This window comes from Tolumonas osonensis (genome assembly GCF_014202415.1).
Taxonomy (GTDB): domain Bacteria; phylum Pseudomonadota; class Gammaproteobacteria; order Enterobacterales; family Aeromonadaceae; genus Tolumonas; species Tolumonas osonensis.
Genome location: NZ_JACHGR010000015.1, coordinates 1 through 11,831, shown reverse-complemented (window position 1 = coordinate 11,831; position 11,831 = coordinate 1). Strand labels below are relative to the sequence as shown.

At 61.8% G+C, this 11,831-nt stretch carries 9 protein-coding genes and 2 pseudogenes; 1 reads left to right on the top strand and 10 read right to left on the bottom strand.

What is annotated here, in order from left to right:
• Both HNR75_RS15145 and HNR75_RS15140 read right to left on the bottom strand, forming a co-directional pair.
• A partial coding sequence (locus tag HNR75_RS15145; protein ID WP_188027806.1) for a type II toxin-antitoxin system YhaV family toxin occupies window positions 1-368 on the bottom strand: 368 nt, incomplete at its 3' end.
• Window positions 368-685: a type II toxin-antitoxin system PrlF family antitoxin gene (locus tag HNR75_RS15140; protein WP_023098543.1), complete on the bottom strand. Its 318-nt coding sequence runs from the start codon at window positions 683-685 to the stop codon at window positions 368-370. The genes HNR75_RS15145 and HNR75_RS15140, both read right to left, overlap by 1 nt.
• 299 nt (window positions 686-984) lie before the next feature.
• Here HNR75_RS15140 and mobH point away from each other — a divergent pair, with 299 nt between their 5' ends.
• The gene (gene mobH, locus HNR75_RS15135) at window positions 985-2,850 is read left to right on the top strand and encodes a MobH family relaxase (protein WP_188027805.1); all 1,866 of its coding nucleotides are present in this window, start codon (window positions 985-987) and stop codon (window positions 2,848-2,850) included.
• Between the two features lie 269 nt (window positions 2,851-3,119).
• Here mobH and HNR75_RS15130 read toward each other — a convergent pair whose 3' ends face one another.
• From HNR75_RS15130 to HNR75_RS15095, 8 genes and pseudogenes are all read right to left on the bottom strand, one after another.
• Window positions 3,120-3,497: a hypothetical protein gene (locus tag HNR75_RS15130; RefSeq protein WP_012112351.1), complete on the bottom strand. Its 378-nt coding sequence runs from the start codon at window positions 3,495-3,497 to the stop codon at window positions 3,120-3,122.
• A 194-nt stretch (window positions 3,498-3,691) separates the two neighbouring features.
• Window positions 3,692-4,504 (bottom strand): IS21-like element helper ATPase IstB, encoded by an 813-nt coding sequence (gene istB / locus HNR75_RS15125; protein WP_275065860.1) that lies wholly within the window; start codon window positions 4,502-4,504, stop codon window positions 3,692-3,694.
• 32 nt (window positions 4,505-4,536) lie between these two features.
• Window positions 4,537-5,277, bottom strand: a pseudogene (locus HNR75_RS15120) (Mu transposase domain-containing protein); the annotation flags it as partial.
• 364 nt (window positions 5,278-5,641) lie between these two features.
• Entirely contained in the window at window positions 5,642-6,145 is a 504-nt protein-coding gene (locus HNR75_RS15695; protein WP_162850478.1) for an alpha/beta hydrolase fold domain-containing protein, read from the bottom strand.
• Window positions 6,130-7,635: pseudogene (locus tag HNR75_RS15110) on the bottom strand (IS3 family transposase); the annotation flags it as partial. The gene HNR75_RS15695 and the pseudogene HNR75_RS15110, both read right to left, overlap by 16 nt.
• 287 nt (window positions 7,636-7,922) lie before the next feature.
• Window positions 7,923-9,842, bottom strand: coding sequence for an esterase/lipase family protein (locus HNR75_RS15105; protein ID WP_246358991.1), 1,920 nt, complete (start codon window positions 9,840-9,842; stop codon window positions 7,923-7,925).
• A 20-nt stretch (window positions 9,843-9,862) separates the two neighbouring features.
• Window positions 9,863-10,909: an Lnb N-terminal periplasmic domain-containing protein gene (locus tag HNR75_RS15100; protein ID WP_139731147.1), complete on the bottom strand. Its 1,047-nt coding sequence runs from the start codon at window positions 10,907-10,909 to the stop codon at window positions 9,863-9,865.
• A complete protein-coding gene (locus tag HNR75_RS15095) occupies window positions 10,906-11,541 on the bottom strand; it encodes a TetR/AcrR family transcriptional regulator (protein WP_188027804.1) in 636 nt (211 codons plus the stop codon). The genes HNR75_RS15100 and HNR75_RS15095 overlap by 4 nt, the downstream gene beginning before the upstream one ends.
• Window positions 11,542-11,831: the final 290 nt, after the last annotated feature.

Here is an 11,831-nt window from a genome sequence, read left to right as displayed (position 1 = left end):
ACGAGATTCGGGTCCGATTTGGTTCGCGAAGTCCGCTGTGTCTGTTGATCGTTGACCCAGGCGTACACAATGACCTTCGCCTTCGAGTCGTACCGGAAGAACAGCCGGAACCGCCGTCCGATCTTGGCCCTTCGCCAGTGGCGGTGGGCAGGTCCCAAGGTGTTGCCCTGGCGGTACTCGTCGCGTGCCGGATCGCCTGGCACCACATCCAACATCAACTGGCTCAGGGCCCGGAAGAGCTTGACGTTGGCATTGGACTCGAAGCCCGCCGGGTCATTCTCCTGCGCGCGCCTCGCGGCCGCATGCAGTTTCTGCAACTGCTCGATCACGCAGTCGTGGAAGAGCAGCGTCCAGCCATGCCGTTGCATCAGAGTTCCACTTTCCCGTCGATCTCCTCGTCCAGGTTCACACCGTGGCCAGCATGCTCCAGCATGGCGCGCGCCAGATCCTCGGGCAGGCCCCGGACGTTCCGGCCAGCTTCGATGTCGCGGGCCAGCAGGCTCAGAAACGCGCCAATGGCGGGGTCCTCGTGCTCGGCATCAACACGGGTGACGACGACTTCGCTGCCCCGCAGATCGAACGCGAGCTTGCCGCCGGCATCGACGCCGAGCGCCTGCCGGATGGGCTTGGGCAGCGTGATCTGGCCTTTAGAGGTCAGCGTGGCGACTTCGTGGATGGCAGGCATGGCGACTCTCCTGATTGCGATACCTGCATGGTAAGGAAATTTCCTTACTTTGTCAATCTGAGGCCTCACAGCGTTCTCCCGAGTCCAAGAATCGGCCCATCGTAGGGCGTGAACAGCCAGCCTTCCTGTATCAATACGGCCCTTCCGCAACCCGCATTGGCGGTGGACGGTCAGCACCCGTCGCCCTATACCCAAAGGCTGTAAAGGGTCGAAATGGCGAGGGAATGGGTTGCAAGGGGAATGGCCCTACCTCGAAAAGGCAAAAAGGCACCCCGCTCGGCCCGCGACAGGACATCCGCATGCTCTCTCTGTTCCAGCGAAAACGGCCCGCGGTCGCTACCGCTCCGACGCCACCTCCCGCATCCGACCTCCCGAAAGGGTTGATGCGGCCCGAGTCGGCCGCATCGCTGCTGGCCACCCCGCGCCGGCAGAAACTGCTGGAGCACATCTGGCAGCGCACGTCGCTCTCACGTAAGCAGTTCGCCACCTTGTACCGGGCGCCACTGGAACGCTACGCCGAGCTGGTCCAGGCTTTCCCGGCTTCCGAGGCGCATCATCACGCTTACCCCGGCGGCATGCTCGACCACGGCCTGGAAATCGTCGCCTACAGCCTGAAGCTGCGGCAGTCGCATCTGCTGCCCATCGGGGCCAGCCCCGAAGACCAGGCGGCGCAGTCTGAAGCCTGGACTGCCGCAGTCGCCTATGCCGCGCTGCTGCATGACATCGGCAAGATCGCCGTCGATCTGCACGTCGAACTGGCCGACGGCTCGCTGTGGCACCCCTGGCATGGCCCGCTGCACCGGCCATCCCGCGTCCGCGACCGCGACGATCGAGCAGCTCGGCTCCACAGCGCTGCGACAGGTTTGCTCTACCGCCAACTCCTCGACAGTGATGCCCTGGACTGGCTCAGTGGCTATCCCGACCTGTGGGGACCGCTGCTCTACGTCCTGGCCGGCCAGTACGAGCACGCCGGCGTGCTGGGCGAGCTTGTCGTGCAAGCCGACCGTGCCTCGGTAGCGCAGGAGCTGGGCGGCGATCCGGCGCGCGCCATGGCCGCACCCAAGCATGCGCTGCAACGCAAGCTACTCGACGGGCTGCGCTATCTGCTCAAGGAAGAGTTGAAACTGAACCAGCCCGAGGCCTCCGATGGCTGGCTCACCGAGGACGCGCTGTGGCTGGTGAGCAAGACGGTCTCCGACAAGCTGCGTGCGCACCTGCTTTCCCAGGGTATCGATGGCATCCCTGTGAACAACACCGCGGTGTTCAACGTGCTGCAGGACCACGGTATGTTGCAGCCCACACCAGACGCCAAGGCGGTCTGGCGGGCGACCGTGACCAGCCCCAGCGGCTGGTCCCACTCGTTCACGCTGCTGCGCATCGCTCCTGCGCTGATCTGGGAATCAGGCCAGCGGCCGACACCGTTCGCTGGCACCGTGGTAATCGACGCAGCGCCTGCAGCCAAAGATACCGATGCTTTCGTACCCCCGGCCGCGATCGCGACAAAGCCAGCCGCCGAGGGTCAGGAGCCGAAGCGTTGGGAGGAAAGCGGCAACATCGCTGCCCAGGCTCCCCCGCCCGCTTCCCCGGCCATGCCCGATGCCATGGAAGACATGTTAGCTATGGTAGGCATGGGCGGCCCGCCCGACGTTTCTCACAATGAGCAGGCCGATGCAGCCAGCACATCTGCCGCACGCTCCGAGGCACCTATGCCGACTATGGCTGTGACCTCGCCAACGTCGCCTGTATCCACGGCCATAGCTGCACCGCCACCCTTAAGCGCACGGCCATCCGGTGAGCATTTCATGGAGTGGCTGCGCCAGGGCATCGCTTTACGCAAGCTCATCATCAATGATGCGAAGGCGCTCGTGCATACCGTGAGCGACACCGCGTATCTGGTCAGCCCTGGCGTGTTCCAGCGGTACGCACAAGAACACCCACAAGTGGGCATGCTGACACAACAGGAGACCCAACAAGATTGGCAATGGGTGCAAAAGCGCTTCGAGCGGCTGCAGTTGCATCGCAAGCATCCCAACGGCTTGAACATCTGGGCCAGCGAAGTGACAGGTCCGCGAAAATCACGGCGCCTGCATGGCTACCTTTTGCAAGACCCCCATTTGTTGTTTACGGAGGTGCCTCCAAACAATCCGTATCTGTCGTTGATTTGATGGGAACAGCCCAAACGCAACCGACCTGTCAAGTTGCTCCCGAAGGGTTACGCGGGTATGCACTACTGCGACTACAACTGGACCGGTGGGGGCACATCCATGGCGGTTTGTCGCCAGGCCTGCGCATCCGACCTGGTGGGGAAGACGAACAACCCCTATCGCTGGGAGTGGCCCAGCAGCTCGGCGCTTGCGCCAGTTCCTTACGTGACCTGCACGGGGCAACCCGGCTGCACCCCCAGGGCTGCGGCAAACTTCGTCTGTGGCTTCATTCAAGCGTCCTTGTCTTTGGATGGGGTAATGCCGATGACCTGGTTTTTGTAGCCGATCTCCAAACGGTCGACTTGGAGAACGATGTCTGGCAGGCCGTTGGGCTGAAGGCCACCCTTCAGGACCTTGAAAAAGATTCGATCCCCGGTAGCGTCGCGCCCGACCCGGTTCAGCTCAGCCACGTCTTCAGGCTTCAGGCGCAAGGCAGCGTGGTAACGGCCTCCGTGCTCCACCCCAACCACCGCTGATCCCTTTCCCAGCGGGGATGCACCCACCACTGCCGTGGGCAAAAACCCTGGGGAGTGGGGATACCAGGAGTTGTCGAAGATCTTCGCGTAGGCATGGAGGATCCCGGTCTTCGGGTCGATCTCCACGTCCATGGGAGGCCGCAGGTAGAAAATGCGTATTTCGGCGAACGTGACCGCCCATTTCGGTCCATCGTGACCGGCACGCCGAGCGGTGAATTCGGCGTCATTTCGGCAACGTGACCACGCGTTTCGGTGATCGTGACCGCCCAGGTCGATGGCGGTGCTGCGCAGGGGGCAGAGTTTAGGGGCGGTCAGGTTCGCTCAGATCATTGGCTGGCCTCCTGAACTGCCCTTGTTGACTTGGCTGCCGCCCGCGCGGCCTTGCCGGTGCGACGCGACTCGCCCTCGAGATTGAAGCGCCGGCAGCTTTGCATCAATCGGTCGAGGATGGCGTCGGCGATCGTGGCGTCGCCCAGCCAGGCGTGCCAATGCTCGATGGGCAACTGGTGCGTGATGATCGTCGCGCGGTGGCCTACCCGGTCATCAATGACCTCCAGCAGGTCACCCCGGGTGACACTGTCCATCGGACCCGTCCCCCAATCGTCCAGGATCAACACGTCGACCTTGGCAAGCTGCTCGAGCCAACGTCGGAAGGTGCCTGCGCCGTGGAGGATGCGAAGCTCCTCGGCCAGACGTGGCACCCTCAGGTACAGCGCCGAGTGTCCCTGGCGACAGGCGTACTGGGCCAGCGCGCAGGCCAGCCACGTCTTGCCCAGCCCGGTGGCGCCGGCGAAGGTCAGCGTCTCGCCCCGCTCGATCCAGGTCGACAGTGCGACGCCCATCAAGGTGGACCTGTCGATGCCGCGCACCGTCTCGAAGCTGGCGTCCTCCAAGGTGGCCGTGGGGTACTTCAGCTGGGCACGCTGCAGCAGCCGAGCCCGCTTGCGGTCGCCTCGGGCGTAGACCTCGCGCTCGACCAGCAGGGCCAGTCGCTCGTCGAACGACAGGTTCAGGCAGTCGGCCTGTTCTTGCTGCTGCTGCAAGGCGTCGGCGAAGCCCTGCAGTTTGAGCGCGCGCAGTTGGGTCAGGGTGGCGTTGTTGAGCATGGCGTGTGGGTGCAATGGATTGGATGGGTTCATGGTGGGCTCTGGGCTGGTGAGGTCGGTCGTCCTCACTGGTAGTAGCCCGGTCCGCGCAGGTTGGCGTGCGTCGGACTGGTCCATTCGGCTTCGGCATCCAGCGGCACCTGGTCACGGTTGTTGGCCAGCAGGTCGCGCACATGGCGGTAGCGGAAGGCACCCAGAGCGAGGGCCCGTTCGCAGGCCGCCTCCAGCCGTGCCTCGCCATATCGGCGCGACAGGTTCAGCAGTCCCAGGCAGGAGCGGTAGCCGTGTTCGGGATGCTTGTAGGTCTGCAGCAGCCGGGTGATGAGTTCGCCGCATGCCATGCCGATGCGTTGGCCCCAATCGATCAGCCGCTGAGGCGTCCACTCCAGGTGGGCGCGGTGGGCAGCAGGCATGTGGGCCTCCACCGTGGTGTAGCCGCCGCGGCGCTCGTTGCGAGCGTGGGCGGCCACGCGCTGGCCGCGCAGCAGCAACTCCACGCCGTGGCGGGTGAGGCGCGCCTCCAGGGCCTGGCCGACGAGCGCATGCGGCACGCTGTAGCGGTGGCCCTCCATCTCGACGTGGTAGTCGATGTGGACCTTCACCGTCTTGAAGCGGGCAAGCTCATAGGGTTGGCGCGGCAGCGACATCAGTGTCGGCGCATCCAGTTCGGCGAACACGCTGGCGCGGCTGCCGGGCAGCTTCTGAAACGGCCGGTCGTTCACGCTCGATAGCAGTTCGGTGATGGCTGCATCGACCTGGGCGACGGTGTCGAAGCGATGGTGGCGCAGCCGGGCCAGCACCCAACGGGTGAAATCCGCTCTAGTGCGCAGTGGCAAGGCCGACGCCACGATGGTCCTTTACCCTGGGGGCACGCATTCCTTGGCGGGCAGTGGACGTCCGAGTCATCGACAGGACTACCACGAACGGATTGTGGATTTCCTTGAGCAAACGCAATATAGCGACAAACCGACGTAGAGGCCGCCCTGATGACTGTCGCCTTCTTAAGACAATGTTTCGCCACCGTCGCCACGCCTTCCCAAGGCGAAAGGGCGCCGCACTATAGCTACTAGTGCGGAGCGCCGCTTCTGCGCGTCAATACGACGCAAAACGACCAGTTTCAAAGAAATCCATGCTGATCGCATTTGCGCCGAATGAGCTGCGGATCACCGCTCATTCGTGTCTCGTCCCTCGTAATGCTTTTGACAACGCTGCCGTGGAGTCGCGAACTGCCTGTTGGCTCACCACTGCTGTCTGCACCATCTGAAACCCGTGTGGAGCGCCAGGGTAGATGTGCATTTCGACGGGCACCCCAGCCCGCATTAACCGTCGGGCATATTCGAGGCTCTCCTCAAGGAATAGGTCTAGTGCCCCGCACATGATGAATGTGGGTGGCAATCCCGCAAGATCTTCTGCCCGTGCCGCAGCGGCGTAGCAGGACACCTCGCGCGAGCCGGGCGCGCAATTGAGCAATGATGTCCAGCCATACAGATCTGAGGCCTGCGTCCAGATGAACTCCCCTGCATAGGGTGATACGTCGGGATCAATCGCCGTGCGGTCATCGATCATTGGGAAGACCAGATGCTGGTAGGCGATCGCATACTTACCCCTATCGCGCGCGAGCAATGCCAGCGCCGCCGCGAGGCCGCCGCCTGCGCTGTCACCGCTGACAAGAATACGGGTGCGATCTTGATCCGCTTCTCGTTGTACCAGCGGATGTACGAGTCGACCGCCTCGACGAACTGCTCAATGGTGGCGGTCTTCCAGTCCCGAGGATAGAACAGCTCATTCTTCAGCCGACCGAAGAAGCCTTCGCAGGCAGCGTTATCAGGTGAGCATGCTTTGCGAGACATCGAGCGGATGAAGTTCGCGTTGCTCATTCTTGAGAGCCAACCCGGCCAGCGGTAGTGGCCGCCCCGATCGGAGTGGACCACGGGACGATCAGCCGTGTCGGCCAACGTCTCGATGGCTGCGTCCAGCATCGTGTTGACCAACTCCGCGTCCGGACTGGTCCCAATGGTCCAGCTGACGACCATTCCGTCGAAGCAGTCGATGATGGGCGAGAGGTACACCTTGCCAGCCGGGATCTGGAACTCCGTGATGTCCGTGAGCCATTTCGCGTTGGGCACCGCGGCCTGGAAGTCGCGATCGATGAGGTTCTCAGGTGCTGGGCTGATTTCGCCAAGGTAAGACGCATAGCGGCGCTTTCTGGGCCTTGGAACAACCAGGCTTTCCTGCTTCATCAACCGCTGTACAACCTTCTCTGAGATCGTGACGTCCTGCCTGGTCAGAGATGCCTGCAGCCTGCGGTAGCCATAGCAGCGGTGGTTCGACTCAAAGATGTCGGTGATGGATTGCCGAACCTTCAGGTACTTGTCGCCCACCGCTGCGCGGGCCCGGTGATAGAAATACGAACTGCGCGCAAGATCCAACTGTGCAAGGAGCTCTGGCAGGCCATAGTGCTCCCTGAGGGCGTCAATCAGCAGTGTCTTCTCCCGGTTGGACAGGAGCTGCAGGTCGACGCCCAGGCCTTTTTTTAACAGTTCGTTGGCCTTGTTCAAAAGATCCTGCTCGAGGCGCAGTTGCCTGACTTCGCGGCGCAGGGACTCAACCTGGCGCTCGAGCTCATCGCGCTCCTGCGAAGGCGAAGATGGATTGGTACGTTTCATGGATGCGGGTGCTTCACGTCCCAGAAGTTGGTTCTTCCAGTTGTACAGCGTTGGCCGGCACACGCCGAACTTGTCGGCTACAGCCTGGGCACTTTCCTCGCGAGTGCAGAGTTCCATGACTCCTGCTTGCATCAGCTCCCCGGAATACCTTCGTCGCACCGTACTGCCGACGACACGCCTTCTGGCTTCAGGAAGGGCCTCGCGAATCCAAGCGGTTAGCGTCCCTCTGCAGGGGTAGCCCAGTGCCCTCATGGTGGCCGCAATGCAGCGGTCGTGAGCGAGGTAAAGCTCGATAGCTGCCGCCTTCTGTTCCTTCGAGAACTTGGGTCTCCGGCCCGCATAGCCCGCTGGCAAGTCGAGCTTCTGCTGGTATTCGTTGTACCAGCCCTTCAGAGAATTCTTTGTTGGATAACCCAGCTGGCGGATCGTGGGCCTGACGCGCCTGCCCAGCTTGATATAGAGCTCAACCGCTCGAATTCGATCTTCGTAGGAATACATGAACTACCTCCTGGTAGTCCAAGTTTTCGTCCGCACCCCCAGATGGTCAGTTTTGGGTCGGCACTAACACCGGGACGGACCGGGAGGGCATGAAAAAAGGGGCTGGACGGGAACCCGGCCAACTCCTTGATTTTTCGATACTTTCTTACAGCTTGTTAGCTTAAATCTGGTGCCGGAAATAGGAATCGAACCTACGACCTACGCATTACAGAGGAGTGCACTACGCCCATCTGAAAGATAGAAGCTTGCCCAAATCAGCTCGGCTGCGTACAGCAGATGGCAGTTGTCTATGGCTGCATGAAATGCGCTTCCCGCAGAGCAATGTCCTCTCTCAGAATGCGCTGGATTTCCAGCACTGCCGCCGCGCTCTGTTGCACGCTGTGTCCTGAAATGATGATTTTCTCGGATTGCGCCCCGGGAAGATGAGCGCTGCGGTAAGGCACGAGACCATCATCGGAATCAGCGAGGGCCACTTCGGCATTGGCCTGGGCCACGATCGAGTGATAGTTCACCTGGGCAGAGATGGGAAAGTCCGCCGCCGCGCGCACGAAAGGATCGTTCTCGTCGAGGTTGTCGACGCTATTGGGGATATGCCCCAGGCTTTCGTGGCTGCTGGCCGCCGCATTGGGTGCTAGTGTGTGGGCGAGTTCTTCGAGCACCGTAACGGGGAAGCGAATGAATCCCGCCATCCAGCGCCCCAGGCGTCCACCTGCGACCGACGTGCCCCGGTGCGGTGCTGCGATGAAGATGGCGCGGCCGACATGCGGGAAGGGCTCGAAACGCAACATCGGATCTATGCGTTTGATCTGCTGCGGCGTCAGCCGACTGCGATCCGCAGCCAGCTGCACCAGCGACTGGTCGGTTGACGACACCATCAACCGCGCGATGACCCCGCCCATGCTATGCCCCACCAGTACAAGGTCGGACGATGCCGGCGCCTGGCCGGAAGGATCGAAATGCGCCAGCGTATCCCCGAGCGCTCTGCGAATCATCGCGTGGTTCAATGCGATCGGCATATTGGTCGGATAGTAGACCTGCCAGATTTGGTAATGCTGGCGCAGCGCCTCATCGCCCAGGATTTCGTTGGCGAGTTCCACCCAGGCTTCCGGGCTACTGGCCAGTCCGTGCAGCATGACGATGATCCGTCGGTTCGGATCGTAGGGCTGCATCAGGTAGACGTGCGGACGGTCGATTCCACCCTCGCGCCCAAGCAGGCTGCGCAGCGACTGCCGGTTGAAGTTGGCGCGGGCCAGCCACAGTCCGTAGCCGGCGGTGAAATTGGCCGCCAGCGGTACGCGCTGCCCGCGCAGCATGATGGCCGACTCCACATAGGGGTCATGCACCGTCAAACGGACAGTGCGGGTATGCAGCACGCTGTCCAGGTCGTCTCCGTCCGGGTGCAGCAGAATCGTCATGGACGGCGCGGGCATCTCGCTCCAGGGTAGAGGCTGCTGATTGCGTTTGGCCGCTGGATGGCCATCCCGGGTGGGGGCGGAAGTCAGGGGTTCGTCCGGCATGACCGCCACCAGCTCGGCGCCGAAACCGTCGCGCCGGTAGAGGCTGCGCAGTCCGCGGAAAGACAGGGACGAGGCTGGCAGGAGTTCGGCTGGCACCGCCGTACTGCCCGGCAAGCGCGCGCTGCGCATATCCAGCTGCAGCTCCCAGCCTGCAATGTTCCAGCGGGTCTGCGCTGGCAACTGCGTAGACATTTGTTGCCGAACCTCGAACATCCCGGTGGCGGCACGTTCGACCGCATAGTTATACCAATCCCGCACTTGCGTCTGGCGATCCTCGAAGGCTCGCTCCCCAGGCGTATGGTCACCGAAGAACAGGTAGGCATAGGCATAACGAATGGTCTCAAGCCAGGCGGCTTGCTGCTCTGATCCGGGCTTCATGGCCTGAGCCTGCGCCAGCCACAGTTCGGACAGTGCAGCCAGGCGTCGATCCGCGGCAACGCCGGTCACGGCGGCCAGGGCCTCGACGCAATCCGCTGAGATCGGTTTTGCGCAAGCCTGCGCATCCAATGCCGCCACCCTGATGGTCTGGGTCGTCGCATCGCTGAGTTTGCCGCGTGTCAGGATATCGCCGCGCTTGAGTTCGATGGCCTCGCCCGCATCCAGTGTATGAACCTCAACCACTGGGCCGAACTCACGCAGGATCGAGCAGCCCCCCAGCAACAGCGGGGCAATGACGAGCCACACTGCCATGCGGCAAGACTGCTGGAACCTCATGGAGATACCTCGTCGGCCGGCACGCCGGGCACACCTTGTCGAATCGACATCGAGAAGTCGTCTCCTGATGCGTCAGAGGCCAGTGCGCGTTCGTTGATGTGCCCCAGTGCCTGCAGTTCTGCGTAGCGATGGCCGGGCGTCAATCCGTGCAGGTCATGGATGTATTCCGCAAAGTGTCCGGACAGCAGCAGGCGATAGTCCGCCGGCAACGCTGGCGCAATGAGCCGAGCCAACTCGAACACGATGGTCGTGCAGTTGCTGGTCAAGGTATTGTAAAAGCGTGGCGCGCGCCGCAGGCCATTGGCCGCATCCAAATACTCCAGAAACAACGCGCGGACTTTTGCCTGACTTATCTGCAACCGATAGAGATAAACGTCCTCGCCTCGCGCATTACTGCGCGTACGCACAATGTCACGCTCATCGGCGGCTACCAGGATCTGCTCGAACTGACGGAAAAATCCGCCGACCGCTGAGAAGGTCTCGTGGCGCTCCTTGCGTATTTCCAGTGAGAACACCACCCGCTCGCCATCGTCGAAGCCGAACGATACGAGCGTGTGAGCGATGTTCGGCCCCATCCAGTAGGAAAGTACCAGGTCGGCGCTACGCAGGCGGGTAAGGTCGTAGGTACGGTTCTCCCAACGCGGCGTGTAATCGGTTTCACTGCGCCATTCGAAGTTGCGTACATTTTTCAGTTGAACATGATCGCCGTCGATCCTGGCCTCCAGCAACTGGGCGACATCGTCAGCCCATGCGCGTTGGTGTGATGGCTGCAGCGCTCCCCACCACATGAGCAGGGCTGCCGTTGCGGCCCCGAACACGAATCCGGCAATCCTGCGTGTCCGTCTTTCAAGCAGGCCTGCCAGCGACACCGCGACGGACAGCCCCGAGGCAGACCACGCCAGAGTGGCGATCCAGCGAGCCCCTGGATGTTGCGGCATCTGGTGCCACAGGGCCAGGGCGCCCCACGCAGTCAGCAATAGCACCGCAATGCCGATCACCAGGCGCATGGGGAGGTGCCTGACTTTTTGCGTCACCTTGCTCATCGAGGCTCCAAAAGCTCAAGCAGCAGTTGCCGATGCGCATCCTGTAACTGCACCAGCGCTATGGAAGGGTTGCCCCTGGATAGCATTGACGAGCTCAGCCATAGCAGTGCGGGAGCGAGTGCCAGCGGGAAAAAGTGCTCGGTCAAGACGCCCGGACGAATGATGCCCCGTTCTATGTTGCGTTGGATGATGAGCTGCGCCCGCTCTTTCAGTCCGTGCGCAACTTCGTTGTGCCAACGCTGCACCAGCTCTGGTGTTCTGGCGCTTTCGGCCAGAAGCAGCCGGTAAATCGACATCGTGGCAGGGGAGCTAAAGGTCGCGTATAGGCGATCCAGGTAGACATCTACCAGCTCTGGCAACGTCAGATCTTCATCCGGGAGCCAGCCCTGGAAATCGCAAATCTGCTTTGTCGTACGTTCGAGCAAGGCATGAAAAATTTCTTCCTTGCTTTTGAAGTGGGCGTAGATGCCAGCCTTGGACAAGCCTGCGCATTCCGCCAGGCGCTCCATTGACACGGCGTTGTACGTCCGATCCGCGAATTCGACCGAGGCCGCGTCGAGTATTTCTTCTTTTCTGGCGGCAGAGGACAGGTAGCGGCGCTTGTCGGGCGCGTCATCTTTCTTGGGTAGCATTCAAAGGCTCTGTTCAAAGATCTGAGGGGTGTTCCCACGGGCCGGTCACCGGCTCTACCAGAAATCAGGGCCTTCCTTGAACCCAAGCCGGCAGCTCGAATTGATCTGCGTCAATGACCGACGAGCCCGCTGATTGCGGTTCCCGCTGATTGCGGTTCCCGGATTGTAACGTATAATTAAAAACAACCGTCCAGTGGTTTGTTTTCAAATTTCACGATGCAAGCCAACTCAGAGGCGCGAACGAACCCGGCACATCGGGATGTGACACAGGAAGAGCAGCTAATCAACCA

Excerpts from the sequence above, each read along its gene's own strand:
- HNR75_RS15140 (WP_023098543.1), bottom strand. The coding sequence starts at position 685 with ATGCCTGCCATCCACGAAGTCGCCACGCTGACCTCTAAAGGCCAGATC.
- mobH (WP_188027805.1), top strand. The coding sequence starts at position 985 with ATGCTCTCTCTGTTCCAGCGAAAACGGCCCGCGGTCGCTACCGCTCCG.
- HNR75_RS15130 (WP_012112351.1), bottom strand. The coding sequence starts at position 3,497 with ATGGACGTGGAGATCGACCCGAAGACCGGGATCCTCCATGCCTACGCG.
- istB (WP_275065860.1), bottom strand. The coding sequence starts at position 4,504 with ATGAACCCATCCAATCCATTGCACCCACACGCCATGCTCAACAACGCC.
- HNR75_RS15105 (WP_246358991.1), bottom strand. The coding sequence starts at position 9,842 with ATGGCAGTGTGGCTCGTCATTGCCCCGCTGTTGCTGGGGGGCTGCTCG.
- HNR75_RS15100 (WP_139731147.1), bottom strand. The coding sequence starts at position 10,909 with ATGAGCAAGGTGACGCAAAAAGTCAGGCACCTCCCCATGCGCCTGGTG.
- HNR75_RS15095 (WP_188027804.1), bottom strand. The coding sequence starts at position 11,541 with ATGCTACCCAAGAAAGATGACGCGCCCGACAAGCGCCGCTACCTGTCC.